Source organism: Pseudomonas sp. UBA2684 (assembly GCA_002354655.1).
Taxonomy (GTDB): Bacteria; Pseudomonadota; Gammaproteobacteria; order Pseudomonadales; family Pseudomonadaceae; genus Aquipseudomonas.
Genome location: DELY01000051.1, coordinates 1 through 15,446, shown reverse-complemented (window position 1 = coordinate 15,446; position 15,446 = coordinate 1). Strand labels below are relative to the sequence as shown.

At 58.1% G+C, this 15,446-nt stretch carries 14 protein-coding genes; 10 read left to right on the top strand and 4 right to left on the bottom strand.

Going from position 1 to position 15,446, the window contains the following annotated elements; genetic code table 11:
* Positions 1-45: 45 nt before the first annotated feature.
* On the top strand, positions 46-2,787 hold the full coding sequence (locus B3M58_RS19785; RefSeq protein ID WP_296221762.1) for a LuxR C-terminal-related transcriptional regulator: 2,742 nt from the start codon (positions 46-48) through the stop codon (positions 2,785-2,787).
* Here B3M58_RS19785 and B3M58_RS19780 read toward each other — a convergent pair.
* The gene (locus tag B3M58_RS19780; protein ID WP_296221759.1) at positions 2,776-3,657 is read right to left on the bottom strand and encodes a hypothetical protein; all 882 of its coding nucleotides are present in this window, start codon (positions 3,655-3,657) and stop codon (positions 2,776-2,778) included. The genes B3M58_RS19785 and B3M58_RS19780 overlap by 12 nt on opposite strands.
* 84 nt (positions 3,658-3,741) lie before the next feature.
* Between B3M58_RS19780 and B3M58_RS19775 the strand changes: the two genes are divergently transcribed.
* Positions 3,742-4,410 (top strand): TetR/AcrR family transcriptional regulator, encoded by a 669-nt coding sequence (locus tag B3M58_RS19775; protein ID WP_296221758.1) that lies wholly within the window; start codon positions 3,742-3,744, stop codon positions 4,408-4,410.
* 93 nt (positions 4,411-4,503) lie between these two features.
* The gene (locus tag B3M58_RS19770; RefSeq protein ID WP_296221755.1) at positions 4,504-5,445 is read left to right on the top strand and encodes an alpha/beta fold hydrolase; all 942 of its coding nucleotides are present in this window, start codon (positions 4,504-4,506) and stop codon (positions 5,443-5,445) included.
* Between the two features lie 174 nt (positions 5,446-5,619).
* On the opposite strand, the gene B3M58_RS19765 is transcribed toward B3M58_RS19770, so the two are convergent.
* Positions 5,620-6,450 carry a metal-dependent hydrolase gene (locus tag B3M58_RS19765; protein WP_296221753.1) on the bottom strand — a complete coding sequence of 277 codons (831 nt, stop codon included), beginning with the start codon at positions 6,448-6,450 and terminating at the stop codon, positions 5,620-5,622.
* Positions 6,451-6,663: 213 nt separating this feature from the next.
* Entirely contained in the window at positions 6,664-7,497 is an 834-nt protein-coding gene (locus tag B3M58_RS19760) for a metal-dependent hydrolase (protein WP_296221731.1), read from the bottom strand.
* Positions 7,498-7,671: 174 nt separating this feature from the next.
* On the opposite strand from B3M58_RS19760, the gene B3M58_RS19755 reads away from it, so the two are divergent.
* Together B3M58_RS19755 and trfA are read left to right on the top strand one after the other, a co-directional pair.
* A complete protein-coding gene (locus tag B3M58_RS19755; RefSeq protein ID WP_296221730.1) occupies positions 7,672-8,691 on the top strand; it encodes an AraC family transcriptional regulator in 1,020 nt (339 codons plus the stop codon).
* Between the two features lie 930 nt (positions 8,692-9,621).
* Positions 9,622-10,497, top strand: coding sequence for a plasmid replication initiator TrfA (gene trfA / locus B3M58_RS19750; RefSeq protein WP_296221729.1), 876 nt, complete (start codon positions 9,622-9,624; stop codon positions 10,495-10,497).
* Between the two features lie 685 nt (positions 10,498-11,182).
* On the opposite strand, the gene B3M58_RS19745 is transcribed toward trfA, so the two are convergent.
* On the bottom strand, positions 11,183-11,962 hold the full coding sequence (locus B3M58_RS19745) for a hypothetical protein (protein ID WP_296221726.1): 780 nt from the start codon (positions 11,960-11,962) through the stop codon (positions 11,183-11,185).
* Positions 11,963-12,113: 151 nt separating this feature from the next.
* Between B3M58_RS19745 and B3M58_RS19740 the strand changes: the two genes are divergently transcribed.
* From B3M58_RS19740 to trbL, 5 genes are read left to right on the top strand one after another with little or no spacing between them, the layout of a single operon-like run.
* Positions 12,114-12,410 carry a DNA-binding protein gene (locus B3M58_RS19740; RefSeq protein WP_296221725.1) on the top strand — a complete coding sequence of 99 codons (297 nt, stop codon included), beginning with the start codon at positions 12,114-12,116 and terminating at the stop codon, positions 12,408-12,410.
* 27 nt (positions 12,411-12,437) lie between these two features.
* Positions 12,438-12,929, top strand: a complete 492-nt coding sequence (locus B3M58_RS19735) for a plasmid mobilization protein (protein WP_296221722.1) — start codon at positions 12,438-12,440, stop codon at positions 12,927-12,929.
* Between the two features lies 1 nt (position 12,930).
* Entirely contained in the window at positions 12,931-13,722 is a 792-nt protein-coding gene (gene trbJ, locus B3M58_RS19730; protein ID WP_296221720.1) for a P-type conjugative transfer protein TrbJ, read from the top strand.
* An 11-nt stretch (positions 13,723-13,733) separates the two neighbouring features.
* Positions 13,734-13,913: a hypothetical protein gene (locus B3M58_RS19725; RefSeq protein ID WP_296221717.1), complete on the top strand. Its 180-nt coding sequence runs from the start codon at positions 13,734-13,736 to the stop codon at positions 13,911-13,913.
* Positions 13,914-13,917: 4 nt separating this feature from the next.
* Entirely contained in the window at positions 13,918-15,339 is a 1,422-nt protein-coding gene (trbL, locus tag B3M58_RS19720) for a P-type conjugative transfer protein TrbL (RefSeq protein WP_296221715.1), read from the top strand.
* Positions 15,340-15,446 lie beyond the last annotated feature (107 nt).

Below are 15,446 nucleotides of genomic sequence, written 5' to 3'. Positions count from 1 at the left end.
AGCATTCGTACACCCTGCTGGCCAACTCTTCCAAGAAACCGGGTGATGACTGACCTATCTCGTTCTCATAGCTTCGCTTACTCGGCTGCGCCCGTGGCCGATGGGCATTTCTTTCGGCCGCCACTGCCTTCCGGCTATGTCCTGCGCCCGCGGTTATGCGAGCGTTTGACCGCAGGCTTGTCGGGGCGTTTGTTGTTAGTCAGTGCGCCTGCCGGTTTTGGCAAGAGTTCTCTGGCCATCGAGTTTTGTGAGCGCCTGCCCGCTGAGTGGCAAAGTCTATGGCTTGGCCTGAGCCGCCGCGACAGTGACCCTGGGCGCTTTCTCGAACGTTTACTGGGTGGCTTGCAGCAGTTCTTTCCACGGCTGGGAGAGGATGCGCTGGGGTTATTGAAGTTGCGTCAACGGCATCAGCCTTTCGCCTTCGAAGAGTGGCTGGATGGGCTGCTCGATGAGTTGGCCCTGCGTCTCGATCCTGAAAAGCCGGTGCTGCTGGTGTTGGACGATTATCACCTGGCCCAGGGCGCGGTCCTGGATCGCTGTTTACAGTTTTTCCTCAACCATTTGCCGCCCGGTTTGTTGTTGTTGGTGACCAGTCGGCAGCGCCCGGATTGGCACCTGGCGCGCCTGCGTCTGTCCCGGCAGCTGTTGGAGTTGCATGAGCAGGACTTGCGCCTGACACCGGAAGAAACCAGTGAGTTGTTGGACAGCCAGGGGGCGCGTTTGCCGGCTGAGGCGCTGACCCATCTATTGCAACGTAGCGAGGGCTGGGTTGCCGGTCTGCGGCTGTGGTTGCTGGCGGCTAGCGAAGCTGAAGATACCCAAGGTCTGTTGCAAGCACCCCACGGTGCCGAGGGTTTGATCCGTGACTACCTGCTGGAAGAGGTGATTGAGCGCCAACCTGCCGAAGTGCAGGCGTTTCTCTACGAAACCGCCTGCCAAGAGCGCTTCTGTGCCGAGCTTTGTGATGCGCTGCGCGATGCCCACGACAGCGCGGCGATCCTTCGCCATTTGCAGGCTCATCAGGTCTTTCTGGTGCCGCTCGATGAACAGGGGCAATGGTTTCGCTACCACCATTTGTTTTCCGACTTACTCCGCGCGCGGCCAGCGGCAGGTTTGCCGCAGTCGCTGGCCAGCCTGCATTTGCGGGCATGTCGCTGGTTCAGTGGCAAGGGGCTGTTGGACGAGGCGATCGAGCAGGCATTGCGCGCGGGCCAGCCGGATGTCGCGGCCAATCTGGTGCAGAACCTGTCTGAAGAGCAGCTGCTGGCCGAGCAGAATGTCGCCACGTTGTTGCGCTGGAAGATGGACTTGCCGGACAGCCTGCTGGCCAGCACGCCGCGCTTGATCGTGCTGTACAGCTGGGCTTTGGCTTTGGCCTGCCAGTTGGATGCGGCCGAGGAGTTGGTGGGGCAGTTGAGTCGCTTTCTACCCGCCCCCACGGTGGATCAGCAACAAGGGTTGTTGGCGCAGTGGTTGGCGTTGAGCGGAGTAATCGCCCGTGGTCGCGGGGAAAGTCAGCGCGCGCTGCAATACTGTGGCGAGGCGTTGGCCGGTTTACCGCTGGAGCGCTATGGCCAGCGCTTGATGTGCCTGTCGACCTTGGCCAACCTGGCAATCGTGCATGGCGACTTGTGGCGCGCGCGCGGGCTGAATCGTGAGGCGTTGGAGCTGGCGCAGCGGGTGGGCAATCCGTTATTCGAAGCCTTGGCGCATTACGACCGTGCCCGTGTATTGCAGGCGCGTGGCGAAGTGCTGCGCGCTCTGGACGAGGTGAATCATGGACTCGAGCGTTTGCGTGGGTTGCCGCAGCAACGCTTGTACGCGGTACGCGCTCGACTGACGTTGTACCAAGGTTATTTATTCAGCCTGCGCTTGCAGCCGCACTTGGCCCGCCAGCGTCTGCGCAGCGGCATTGCCGAGGCGCGTGCCTGCCGCGATATCAGTGTGCTGATCGGGCATTGTGTGTTGGCCAGCTTGGAGGGCCGCGGCGGTAATCTCTCCGAAGCCTTTGCGCAACTCGCCGAAGCTGAGCGGTTGATGCATATTTGGGATGTTCCGCCGATCTATTACCTGGCGATGATTACCTTGACCAAGTGCGAGCTGTGGCTGCTGCAGGGACAGGTTGAGCTGGCGAGCGCCTGGCTGGCCCGTCTGGCCGAGACCTACAGCGGTGAACAGGCGGCTGCCGCGCCGGAGTTTCACCCACAGCTTCCGTTGCATATCGAGTTGCAGCAGGCAACGCTGGAGCGTTTGCAAGGGCAGTTACCGGAAGCCGAGCGGCGCTTGCGGGCGTTGAGCCTGCGGGCGCAAACCATGGGCGGGCAACTGCTGGGGGGGATCGCCCAGGTGCAGTTAACCGTGTTGCTGCGTTTGACTGGGCGCGAGCGTGACGCGCAACAACAGCTGAATATGAGTATCCAGGCGGCCGCTGGCGGTGGTTTGCTGCCATTTAACGAGCTCCTGGCGCACCAGCCTGATTGGCTGCGCGAGCAGCTGCAGGCGGGCCCTGAGTGCCCGTTACGCGCGGCACTGTTGGCCGAGCTGCCGACACTTGAGCAGGAGGTGCCGAGCATCGGCAATGGTGCGGCGGTGGAGGCCTTGAGCGCTCGCGAGCTGGCCGTGTTGCAGTTGATCGCTCAGGGCTGTTCGAACCAGGAGATCAGCGAGCGCCTGTTCATCTCGTTGCATACGGTGAAAACCCATGCGCGGCATATCAACAGCAAACTGGGCGTCGAGCGGCGTACCCAGGCCGTGGCCAGGGCCAAAGGCTTGGGTTTATTGCGCTGACTCTGGCGGTGCCGGCAAGGACAGGTCCAGGCCGCGGGCGGCCTTGTGTACCGGGTCCGTAGACGGCGCCAGCTTGGCCTGCACATCGTCCTGAATCGCCACCAGCACCGGCAGTAGCTCGGCCATATTGCTGCGCACCTCGGCAGTTGCATGTTGCTCCGCGAGCTGGGCGATACGCGCCAGCAGCTGTTCACGGACTTCCCCGCGCAAATGCACGAATAGCCCCGGCAACTGCTTGCTCAACTCGGCGCTGTAGAGCACCAACTCGTCGCGCCCGAACTGTTTGGTCAGGCCGAGATAGTCCAAAGCGCTGGATGTCAGCATCGCAGCGGCGGCCTTGGTTTCCTGCAGGCCTTGCAGGCGTACCGGGTTGCTTTGCTCGCGCTGCGAGAGGGTCATCCAGAACTCGGTGGTGAGGGTGAAGAGCACCGCTTGCTGGCGCAGCGAATAGGTCATCAGGCCAAGGGCTTCGGCGGCATAGGGCTGCTGGACGGCGCGAAAATCGAAATACAGGCGCATCAATTCCTTGAGGCGAAACAGCGATTCTCGGGCCTCGTTCTGCCGCAATTCCAGTGGCGCATAAATATTCAGCTGCGGGCGAAAGTTGTCCTCGCTGACCATGCGTTGGTAAATCGGCCCGGTGAATTCGCCGCTGCGCCGTGGCAGGGCGTTGGCTTGAGTGCTGTCGACCTTGGCCAGTGCGCCCAGCAGTTGCTGGTAATCGCTGCTGTTCCAGGGCTTGTGGATGTCCGGGATTTTCTGCCCGAGGTAGAACAGTTCGGCGGCTCCGAGGGGGCGCAGCGCGCTTAGCAGAACCAGCAAAAGGATGGCCAGCGGCCAGAGCAAACGGCGTGTTAGCGTGATCGGCACAAAAATAATCCTGCGGCTAAGGCGTGGCTCAGAGTAACCAGCTCGGACCTGCGCGTCACCCGCGCCTTGGTTGGGACGTGAACGATGGAATTGGCCGAGCAGGGTGCGGTGCGCGCGGTATTCGAGGACTTGGGCGGTTACGGGGCGGTGGCTCGACAGCAAGGGGTGGTCGGCGAGGGGCCGCTGATCGGCCATCTGCAGCGCACCAATATCCAGCTGGCGGCGATTTCGGTCTTTGCCCGCAAAGGCGTGGCCGAGACAACGGTCAATGATCTGCTGGCCGCCGCCAATGTTTCGCGCCGGACCTTCTACAAGTACTTCCAGAACAAGATGGAGGTGCTTGAAGGCATTTACCAGACGGCGGTGCTGTTGTTGCTTGCGCGGTTTCGCGAGATGCAGTGTGTCGCCGGCAGCCCCGACGCCTGGCTGGGGGCAATGGTGGGACGATTTTTCGATTATCACCTGGCGGTCGGGCCAATCATTCGCCTGATGCAGGAAGAAGCACTGCGCGCCGACTCGCCACTGGCCGCGCACCGGCAACGCGCCCATCTGGAAATGGCCCGGCTGCTCGCCGAGCGTTTGCAAGGCGCCACGCCGCCGCGCGATCCGCTGACTTACCGGGCTTTGCTTTGGGCCATGGAGGCCGCCTCTCTGGATTTGCTTGGCCGCGCTGCCAGCCGCGCAGAGATCGAGCATGCCAAGACCGTGCTAGGCGAGCTGCTAGTGGCCGCGCTGGGCGCTCGCTCAACCTAGGTTAGGCGTCAGCCCGGCGTCTGCATGCTCTGATAGACGCCGCTGCAACAGCCCGTTGCTCCCCTCTATAACAACAATCCGCGAGGTGCCCGCATGTCCGCTTCCAGTCTCCCGCTGACGCCGCCGCTGGCGGCTGGCGTTGCCCGTCTTGGTTTCGGGGCCTTACCGCTCGAACGTTTGAAAGCGCGTTATGGCAATGCCGAAAGCGGCTCGCGCTACATCGAGTTGGACGGCTTCAACCTGCATTACCGTGACGAAGGCAGCCGCGATAAGCCGGTGCTGGTCCTGATCCATGGTGTGGTCGCGTCCCTGCACACCTGGGACGCCTGGGTGCCGGCTTTTGCCGCGCATTACCGAGTCATTCGCTTCGATGTTCCGGGTTTTGGCTTGACCGGTCCGGCACGCGACGGGGTGTATTCGGCCGAGCGGATGATCAAGGTGTTCGGCCTGCTACTCGATTACCTCGGGGTGAGTAAGGCGTCGATTGCCGGTAACTCGTTGGGCGGCTATATCGCCTGGAATTTTGCCCTGGCTCAGCCGCAGCGCGTCGACAAGCTGGTGCTGATCGACCCGGCCGGTTACCACATGCACAAGGTGCCGTGGATGATCGCCGCCGCGGCATTGCCAGGCGCCACGTTGGCCATGCCGCTGTGGATGCCACGCGCCTTGATTGCCCAAGGCATCAAGGAAGTGTATGGCGAGCCAGCACGGATCAAGCCTGGCGTGGTCGACCGTTATAACGACCTGAGCCGCCGTCCCGGTAATCGCCGGGCGATGATGGAAATCTTTCGGGTGCTGCTCAAGGTCAATCGGCAGGAGCTGCATGGTACGCCGGCGCAAGTGGCACAGATCAAAGCCCCTGTGCTGTTGCTGTGGGGTGAGCGCGACCGCTGGATATCACCCAAGCATGTGCCGTTGTGGCAGCGCGATGTGCCGGGTATCCGGGTGCAAACCTATCCGGGCGTTGGGCATATCCCCATGGAGGAGATTCCCCAGCAAAGCGCCGCCGATGCGTTGCGCTTCTTGCAGGGCTGAAGACCTCGCGGGCCGCTTGCCAGCGGTCCGCAGCGGCAGTTCAGTGCGATGGGCGCAGCCCGTTTCAGGCGTGCACCGTGTGGGTACATCGCGGCATAACCGCGCGATGTCTCACACAACCTGCAAAAAAGCCCAAGGCGATGAGCCGCCCTGGGCTTTTTTGCTGGCGCCGGCTCAGGCTCCTAGCGGCGGATCAAACTCGACCCGGGTTTGGTAGAGCAGCTCCAGGTTGTTGTGCTGCCAGGGGTGAAAGTCCGCTTTGAAGAAGTCGCGGTAGGTGCCGATCAGTGGGCGGAATACCCCGTGCTTGCCCCACATCCACTGAATGCCGTCGCGCCAGACCCGCCAGTTCCACAGCAGGCCATCGCGCTTGAGCATGTGCGCCAGGCCGCGCGTGGTGTCGAGCACAAAGAAAAAGGTGCCCATGAGCATGGCCCGGCGCAGCAGTTTGCGGCTGCCGCAGACCTGGTTGTAAACATCGAAGGCCACGGCCTTGTGCTCGGTTTCCTCCAGCGCATGCCAGCGCCACAGGCGGATCATGGTGGGGTGCGCCCCGGCCAAGTGGCGCGGTTCTCTGAGCAGGCCGTCGGCCATGATCGCGGTGATGTGCTCCAGGGCTGCGGTAGCGGCCAATTGGCGCTGCGGCGAGAACTTCTTCTGGGTATAGCGGATGCGCGCCTTGGCGCGCCGCTCGATGGTGGTGATGTCGTAGCCCAGGTCGCGCAAGCGGTTGCTGTATTCCAGGTGTTCGCGGCTGTGATGGCCTTCCTGACCGATAAAACCGCGGATCTGTTCTTTCAGCACCGGGTCGTCGATCTGATCGCGGAATTGCCGTACCGAGTCGATGAAAAAGCGTTCGCCGTCGGGAAACAGCACCGACATGGCGTCGAACAAATGGCTCTTGAACGCGTCGCCACTGTGCCAGTGGCGGGGCAGTGGCTTGGGCAGATCGAAATCCATGTGCCGCGGGCGAATCTGCAAACCTGCCGGGGTAGTGCTGACCATGCTGACTCCCTGAGTCCGTGACTTAAGCATGCCTGCACTATGGGTTCCCGGAGCGGGGTGGCAAAGGTTAACAACAGCCAATATGTCGGTCATTTACGGCCACTTGCACGTTTGTGCCCTTGCCTTGAATGACGGCAGGCATGGGCCCGGTGCCGCCATGAGTCGCGGCATATAGCCGAGTCAGCGCCCCCTGGCTGTAAAGCCTGGCGGCGTTTAAACGCTTGCTGCTGGCGCGTCGAACTCCTGGCGATACTGGTCGACCAGGTACAGATTGTCATGCTGCCAGGGGTGAAACGCGCTGCGGTAAAAGTCGCAATACACCGGTATCAGTTTGCGGTAGATGCCGTTCTTGCCCCAGAGCCAGGTCAGGCCGTCGCGCCAGACCCGCCAGTTCCACAGCAGGCCGTCGTGTTTAAGCATGTGCACCAGCCCTTTGATCGTATCGAGGGTAAAGAAGAAGGTGCTTTGCAGCATCGCCCGACGGCGCAGCCAGGTACTCCCACTGACCTGCATGAACACGTCGAAGGCCACGGCTTTGTGCTCGGTTTCCTCAAGCGCGTGCCAGCGCCACAATCGGGCCATTTGCGGATCGGCACCAGTCAGCCACTGCGGGTCTTTGAGCACGGCGTCGGCCATGATCGCGGTGAGGTGCTCGACGGCGCAGGTCGCCGCCAGTTGCAGCTCCGGCGACAGGTGCTTCTGCACGATACCGAGCCGCCGTTTCAGGCCGCGCTCCAGGTAATCGACGTCGTAGCCCAATGCGCGCAGGCGCTGGCTGTACTGCTGATGCTCACGGCTGTGGTGCCCCTCCTGGCCGATAAAGCCGCGGATCTGCTCTTGCAGCAACGGGTCGTCGATCTGCTCGCGGAACAAGCGCACCGAGTCGATGAAAAAGCGTTCGCCATCGGGGAACAGCACCGACATGGCATTGAACAGGTGAGTCTTGAAGGCATCCCCCGCATGCCAGTGGCGTGGCATCTGTTCGGGTAGCGCAGCGTCCAGCTGCCGCGGGCGGATCGCCAAACCTTTGGGGGTGGTACTGGGCATAGAGCCTCCCTGAGCATGCATGACGCTTGTCGGCAAGGCGACGTGTGCGCGCCGCGAACTGGCCCAAGCGATTAGAACCATAGTGCAACTATGGACTTGCTGCGTTTTGTCGGACAAGGTTATCGTTCGTTAAAAAATGGGTCATATATGGCCATCACGCACAACAAGAAACCCATGAAGCCATCGCTCAACTTCACTGCCGAGCTGATCCCCGTCGCCTACGCCGCAGCCTTGCTGGATCTGGTCGAGGAGCTCGGCGTGCCGCGCGCTGAGCTGTTCGCCGAGGCCCGGGTCCGTCCCGAGGTGCTGGGCAACCCGCAGGGGCGCCTGTCGTTTCTCGACTTCAACCAGCTGACCAGTTGCGCGTTGTTGCGCTGCGACGAGCCGGCTCTGGGCTTGTTGCTTGGCCAGCGCCTGAACGTCTCGACCCATGGCATTCTCGGTTATGCCGTGCTGTCCAGTGCCAACCTCGGTAAGGCCATCCAATTTGCCCTCAAGTACTACCGGGTGCTGGGGCTGACCTATGAGCTGGAAATGGTCGAGTTGCACGAGCGCGTCGAGTTGCGTGCCAGCGAAACCCTGCCGCTTGGCGCCCTCAGCCGTTTCGCTGCCGAGGGGCTGCTGACCAGTCTCTACACCATCGCACGCTTTCTCGTGGGCGAGCGCCTGCAGGAGGTCGACGTCGGTTTTGCTCACGCGGCGCCGAACTATGCCGAGCGTTATGCCGGCATCTTCGGCGTGCCGGTGGCGTTCGATCAGCCCTACCATCGCCTGAGCATGCCCACCTCTTACCTGGCGCGCCCGATGGCCCTGGCCAATCCGGCGACCGTGCAGATGTGCGAGCAACAGTGCGAAGCCCTGCTGGCCAGCCTGGATGTGCAGGACGGCCTGCTGACCCGCGTGCGGCGTTTGTTGTTGGCGCGCCCCGGCGATTTTCCCGACCTGGACAGCGCCGCGCAGGCCCTGCATACCAGTGGCCGCAGCCTGCGCCGCCACCTGTCGTGCATGGGCACCAGCTATCAACAGGTACTCGACGAAGTGCGTAAAAAACTGGCCCTGCAATACCTCACCACCACTCACTTACCGCTGTACGAGATCGCCTACCTACTGGGTTTCAGCGACCCGTCCAACTTTCGCCGTGCATTCAAAAAATGGACGGGTAAGCTACCCAGCGATTATCGCACCGAGGACTGACCGCACCCGCCAGCCTGATCTGCGAAACCTTCCCGGTCGGGCCTTGGCAGTGCAACTGCAATAAATGGTGGTGAGCTAGGTTTATGAAATTTAAAGATTTTTATTAATAAGTCCTTAAATTTCAGATAGTTGTGGCGTTGCAATGGTTTGCATCATGAGGCGCGTGTTTGCAGTATTTTGCATGTTTACTGTGCCAAATTTGTGCCGATGGTTCCTCTCCATGGAGGCTGTGGCGACATCAATATGCTCAGATGCCATTGGATTCCCGGCCACGCCCGAGTATTCAATACCTGCTACCCATTCAGTAATGCCGTGTAGGTCGCGCCGCAAGGGACGCGCTCGATGGTTGGTCCTGTCTTCTGGGTCGCAGCCAGGCTAGCGAACTCAACGTAAGCCTTGGCTGAGCGCAGTTCGTGAGTAATCAATACATACCATTTGTGATGCAGTGCTTTGCGCCGTATACCCAATATATTGCGTTTCTAATCAATGTTGTGCAGTTGTCAAGGTAAAAGAATCAGTAATCTTCAACCTTCTAACCATCCACTGATCCCTGGAACCTGAGTGCATCCAATAAGTGCACAGGCATGTCGTAAAGGGCGTGCGATCAGGAGGTCAGATGAGTGTTCTGCTAACTGTTGAGGAACTATCCAGTTACCTTCACAAGTCCGTTTCAAGTATTCGCAGTGACGTTACACGCAACCCACAGTCATTACCTCCGATCTGCCGCCTTCCGGGCACCAAGCGTCTTCTTTGGCGTAGAGAGGATGTCGACTTCTGGTTGGCAGATCATGTGATGGTCAGTTCTGCTGGTAATGCGGCGGGAGCTTTCATCGCTGCGAATACCAAACCGGGTAGACCGACAAAGGCAGAACAAGTCAAACGGCAGAAGTTACGCCCGTCAAAACGCAATGGGCCTATCGAGGCTTAATAGTGACAAGCCACGTCCCGTCCACGTCGCTTAGTAAGCTAGCACTTCGGGTTGCAAAAATATCTGGCGACAGCGCTGATACAGCCGCATGTGTTCCTGGGGCGCTATATGTACAGCTTCCTCTATGGCCAGAGTCGACTCGTGGAATTCCAAATGCTCTAGTTCGTGGGTCTTTATTTGCTGCAATTCAAGGCAAGGATCGTCAGGTACTGGATAGGGCGATTTTGGCATCTATCGACGGCTTGGAAATTCGATTCACTGGCCGGCAGCTTGATCAGTCCGATTTGGATGTTTGGGAGACACTGATTCATTTGGCGAGAAAGTTTCGGACTGGTAACCGCGTGGTGCTTAGTGAAATTCAGATTTTAAAATCGCTGCGCAGATCAACTGGGTCGAGTGACCGTTGCTGGTTAAAAGAGTCATTTATTCGGCTTGCAGCAGCCTGTGTTGAGCTGAAATTTGGATCAGATGAAGCATTCGGAGCAATGTTAAAGGGGAAGCGGAATGGTATTAGTCGAACGTACTCTCTTGAGTTGGAGCCGCTGCTGGAAGCCATTTATATGACAGGCTGGACGCAGATTGATTGGGCTCAGAGGCAGATGTTACGTCGAAAGCCTCTTGCGCAGTGGCTGCACGGATGGTTTTGCAGCCATGCCGAACCGTTTCCGATGACTATTGAAACTATTCAGAGGCTGAGCGGCAGTACAAATTCGCACCCCGGAAGTTTCAAAAGGCAGTTGATAAAAGCGCTGGACGACCTGGTTTCAGTCAGCGCCTTGACGTCATGGGAGCTAAGCGGCCAGCGTGTCATGGTTCAGCGAACCCCTAGCACAAGCCAGCAGCGGCATCTTGCAAAGCGTAGGCGTTCTCCCGCATGAGCCAGGGTGGGATACGATGCACTACTCCGTGGGATACGGTGCATGCGAAGTGGGATTCGGTGCACTGAATAATGGGATACGGTGCACTGGCATATGGGATACGGTGCACGCTATCCACAGGCTCGTTATGGTCGGAGGCTTAGTGCTGCAAGGGATAGCGAGATTCGGTTAAATGGCGCTAATCTTCTTATAATCCTTATTTAATCAAATAGAGCGTTGGTCGATCCCTCAAGTGTCAATGTGCGTGCCAAATCGGGGAGCACACGGAGTTCGGGGAAAGCCGTACGTTAAATCTCTGGGCGGCTAGCGGTTGGCCTTCTGGCGGGAGGCCATGGCTACCGTAGCCCATCCGAAAACCCGCTACTACGGGGGTTGAATCAATTTTGACTTGTTTAGTGATCTAGCCATTGATAGTTTAGATACTGAGAGCGCGAAACCGGTTGCTTCCGGCAGCTATAACCGGCGTAGGAACCCCGTAAACGGCTGGCACGTTCACGTAGGGTGAGACCTCTCCAGCCCTCGTGAAGGGGCGAATATCAGGTATCTAACCCTAAAAGGCAGTCCAGCGCGGCTGCCTTTTTCGTTTCAGCAGTCACGCAGTCGGCTGCGCTGTTGGGGTGGCATGCCGTGTCTCTGTGGACTGCTCCCGCTCCGGGACACTGGTAGACCCCCGGCCTATGTTCAGCTACCAATCTTCGTTGACACTTGGGGGATTCTTTCGAATCTTCGTCATGCTGAGCTCCCGCTGCTCATTTTGCCTAAGGGCGGCTACTCGTTGCTCAGTAGTGATGATTTGGTTTCTCATGAAAACTGAGTGTGCAATATCCTTGATGCCAATGGCATCGTTGTATTGCTTGTCACTATTTAGTCTGTTGATCTCTTGCTCGCTTAGAATAGATATAACTTCGTACTCAATTCCATAATGCGCAAGCAGTGCAGACACTCTACAGTCTTGCTGGCAGACGCGGACACACCTGTAAACGCCTTTCACGTCTACATCTAAAGGTGCCAAATCCCTGAGGGTGGCGTGTAGTCGATATAGAGCTATTGCTTCGACGAAATCTTCTGGCTCTATTTGTTTCTTTGAGGTTAACAGTCTTTTTTCGAACCCATGTATCGCTTGTTCTACAGAGCTATTTCCCCCGTGGTGTAGAGCCCACAGTTCACGTTCAGGCGAAAATAGAGCCCGCCATATTCCCCAGGGGCCGTCGTCATAGAAATCTCGCGCTCCAGAAAAGGCCTGTTCAATCCAGTTCAATTTGTACGGTGTCAGTGCTTTTTGGCCTGTTATTAAATGACGCCACTCCGTTGGGCTGAATAGCTCAAAGTGAAGCTGGTCTAAAAGTGCTTTGTATAAAAAATCCCAGCTGTCTGACTCTGTAGTTAATAACATCTGTTTGAGTAGTGCTTTGGTTCGTCCAGCTTCCTCAAGCTGCTGTATTTCTGTGCGCGCTGTTCTGGCCATTTTATTTTGTCAATGGTGATTAATTGGATTTTGTTAGGCTCGAATCTATACCAATTATCGCTAATCTGTACATGTCTAAATTTCATCTCGTGCTTCTGGCTTTGGTGTGTTCGATATACCGAAGCTAAATTTTTTGGATATATCGAAGTTCATGAAAACTACATCTGATCATTTGTTAGAAAAATATGGCCCGCTGATCACTATCGAGCAGTTGGCTCAGGTTCTGAGCCGCAAAGGTTCAGGGCTTCGCGGAGTGTTACAGAAACCAACGGAGCCCTGGATGTTTGAGCTTAATCGGGTAAAGCGCCGTATTGGTCGAAGGATTTACTTTCCCACGGACGCAGTTGCTGCGTTGCTAAACGGCGATTTTGATCGGTGTAGTAACGGCATGGAATCGATATCCGATCGGCCTTTAATCGGCAAAGAATCGGGTACTTGTACTGAATAAATCGGCTTTGTATGCAGGGCAAGATAGGTGAAGTACCTGTACCGGCAAGCCGGCACAGTTTCTTCACTGCACCCTTATTCGCGCTACGCGCTCAACGGGTGTCTTGCCCTGCGGGGCAAGCGGCTGCCGCCGCTACAGGAGCAGTTGATGACTGAGCAGAGAGCGATAACCAGGAAAGAAACCACGCCCATAAACGTGTGGGTTACGCCAGAGGAGAAGGCACAGATTGATGCGCTTGCTCAGCAGACAGGGCACAGCATGTCGTCGCTATTGCGCTGCCTGGGTATGGGGCATCAGCCCCCCAGCATTCTCGACAGCAAGATGATTCTTGAACTGGCGAAGATTAACGGCGATCAGGGACGGTTGGGTGGCTTGCTCAAGATGTGGCTGACCAACGATGAGCGCTTTGCCGGTTTCGACGGGGTGCAGATGCGCAGAACCATTGAGGTTGTTCTGTCGAGGATTCAGCAGACGCAGCAAGCAATGCTGGATCTGGTAATCAAGGTACAGGGAGAGTGATGTGAAAATTTTAGCGGCTAAAAAAATTGGCTTCATCGCGTTGGCGCTCTGTTCGTTAAGCGGTCAGCTGGCCTACGCAGGTATTCCCGTGATCGATGGGGGCAACCTGACCCAGAACGTGCTGACAGCTATTGAGAGTGTTGCGCAGACGCTCAAGCAGGTTGAGCAATATGCCAAGCAGGTGGAGCAGTATTCGACCCAGCTGCAGCAGTATGAAAATCAGCTCCAGAACACGGCCGCGCCTGCGGCCTACATTTGGGATCAGGCCAGCCGCACGATCAATAAGCTGATCGAAGCGCAGGACATGCTGGCGTATTACCAACGCCAGGCTGGCAGCCTGGATGCCTATTTGGCCAAGTACCAGGACGCCGCCTACTACCGCAGCTCGTCATGCTTTAGCGGTGGAGGTTGTACGCCAAGTGAGCGCGAAGCGATATCAGAGAATCGCCGTCTGGCCTCTGCGTCGCAGAAGCAGGCCAACGATGCTTTGTTCAAGGCCATCGCTCAGCAGCAGGAAAATATGGCAGCGGACGCCCGTCAGTTGGAGCGCCTGCAATCGGCTGCGTCCACCGCCGATGGCCAAGTCAAAGCCATTCAATATGCCAACCAGCTGGCCAGCCACCAATCGAACCAACTTTTACAGATTCGCGGCCTGATGCTCGCCCAGCAGAATGCCCTGGTTGTTCGCAGTCAGGCAGATGCTGACCAGGCTGCAAAGGAGCTGGCAGCGCATGAGGTATCTACTGCCGCTCGCGGGCCGGAATCGCTTCCAGCTAACCCGAAGAAGTGGTGAGGAGCACCGCCATGACCAAGACCATTCCCCTCGCGATTGCGCTGCTTGCCGGAACCCTGGCTGGTTGCGAGCCATCACCCCTGGACTGCACTGACCCACAGAGCCAGCAGCAGAGGCAGGATTGTGCGCATCGTGCCTCTGCGGAGCCACGCGGCCCCGACACCCTGCCAGCCAACCCGAAGAAGTGGTGATCCCATGAGAACCATTAAAAGCATTCTGCTGCTGAGCCTGATTTTGTCGCTCTACTCGGTTGGTGCATCGGCTGAGCTAGCGTTCCATGACCCAGCCACTCAGGTGGGCGTCCTGGATCAAGTTGTGCAGGAGTTCGTCACCCGGGCGGCTGCCTGGCAAGGCGTGATTATGGCCGCAGCCACCTGGCTCTTCTGGACGCTCGGCACCATCAGCTTTACCTGGACGATGGGCATGCTGGCACTGCGCAAAGCCGACATTGGCGATTTCTTCAGCGAATTTATTCGCTTCACCTTGTTCTTCGGTTTTTTCTACTGGCTGCTACAGAACGGCCCCTACTTTGCGGAAACCATCATCAGCTCCTTGCGCCAGATCGGTGACAGAGCTGCGGGAACTACTGGCCTGTCTCCCTCGGGTGTTGTCGATATCGGCTTCATGATCTGGAAGCAGGCCGTGTCCAATTTATCGGCTTGGAGTCCAATAGACAGTTTTGTCGGGGTGGTTCTCAGTGCGGGCATTTTGCTGGTACTCGCCATCATCGCAGTGAACATGCTGCTGCTTCTGATCTCAGGCTGGATCTTGATGTACGCCGGTATCTTCTTCCTGGGCTTTGGCGGTTCCAGGTGGACATCCGACATGGCCATCAACTACTTCAAGACAGTTCTCGGATTAGCCGTTCAACTACTGGTAATGATCTTGCTGGTTGGTATTGGCAACGACTTGCTCACCAGTTTCTACGGCAAGATGAGTAAGGCCACGCTCAACTTTGAAGAGCTCGGCGTGATGCTGGTCTTCTGCCTGGCGCTGCTGATCCTGACCAATCAAGTGCCCAAGATGGTAGCCGGCATCGTCAGTGGGGGCGGCGGGAGCGCAGGCGTTAGTAGCTTCGGGGCTGGTGCGATTGCAGGCGCGGCGTTCGGTGCTGTTGGCACTGCTTCCGCCGCAGCAAGCATGGCTGGCTCAGCCGTTATGGGCGGTGCGCAGAATATCGCAGGGGGCGCATCCGCGATTAAGGCCGCTATGCAGAGGGCTCAGGGCACGATGGAGAGCGGTGCTGGTATGTCGTCACTCGGCGCATCCTCGTCATCCCACGGCTCAGAAACTGGGGCTGGCGCGCTCCACGCGGCTATGGGGCTCAACCCGAGCAGCCAATCAGGCGGCATGATGCAGAAAGCCGCCAGCCTGGCGGTAGGGACTACCTCCGAGTTGGCCAAAGGGGCAGGTAGCTTGATCAAAGAAAAAGCCAGCGAGGCCGCCATCAAATTCCAAGAGAAAGCCGGCCAAACTCTCGGCGGTCAGCTCGCATCGATTATTCGGGGAGAGCCATCTTTCGACGGGGACAGCCTGTCAGCAGCGGGGCAGGGCGATAGCGACATGGACGACGAGATAGCCGAGTTCGTGAATCGTGATCGCGGATCGGCCATCTGAAAATTTTAGCGGCTAAAATCGAGCTATCTGAAATTAGCCGCTAAATTCTTCAATGCCACGACTAGAAAGGATGGTTCATGGTCACGATGCGGATTCCACGCTGACTC

Bases quoted from the DNA above. Each gene is read 5' to 3' on its own strand.
- B3M58_RS19745 (WP_296221726.1), bottom strand. From the start codon at position 11,962: ATGGCCAGAACAGCGCGCACAGAAATACAGCAGCTTGAGGAAGCTGGA.
- B3M58_RS19760 (WP_296221731.1), bottom strand. From the start codon at position 7,497: ATGCCCAGTACCACCCCCAAAGGTTTGGCGATCCGCCCGCGGCAGCTG.
- B3M58_RS19785 (WP_296221762.1), top strand. From the start codon at position 46: ATGACTGACCTATCTCGTTCTCATAGCTTCGCTTACTCGGCTGCGCCC.
- B3M58_RS19755 (WP_296221730.1), top strand. From the start codon at position 7,672: ATGAAGCCATCGCTCAACTTCACTGCCGAGCTGATCCCCGTCGCCTAC.
- B3M58_RS19765 (WP_296221753.1), bottom strand. From the start codon at position 6,450: ATGGTCAGCACTACCCCGGCAGGTTTGCAGATTCGCCCGCGGCACATG.
- B3M58_RS19775 (WP_296221758.1), top strand. From the start codon at position 3,742: ATGGAATTGGCCGAGCAGGGTGCGGTGCGCGCGGTATTCGAGGACTTG.
- B3M58_RS19740 (WP_296221725.1), top strand. From the start codon at position 12,114: ATGAAAACTACATCTGATCATTTGTTAGAAAAATATGGCCCGCTGATC.
- B3M58_RS19770 (WP_296221755.1), top strand. From the start codon at position 4,504: ATGTCCGCTTCCAGTCTCCCGCTGACGCCGCCGCTGGCGGCTGGCGTT.
- B3M58_RS19725 (WP_296221717.1), top strand. From the start codon at position 13,734: ATGACCAAGACCATTCCCCTCGCGATTGCGCTGCTTGCCGGAACCCTG.
- trbL (WP_296221715.1), top strand. From the start codon at position 13,918: ATGAGAACCATTAAAAGCATTCTGCTGCTGAGCCTGATTTTGTCGCTC.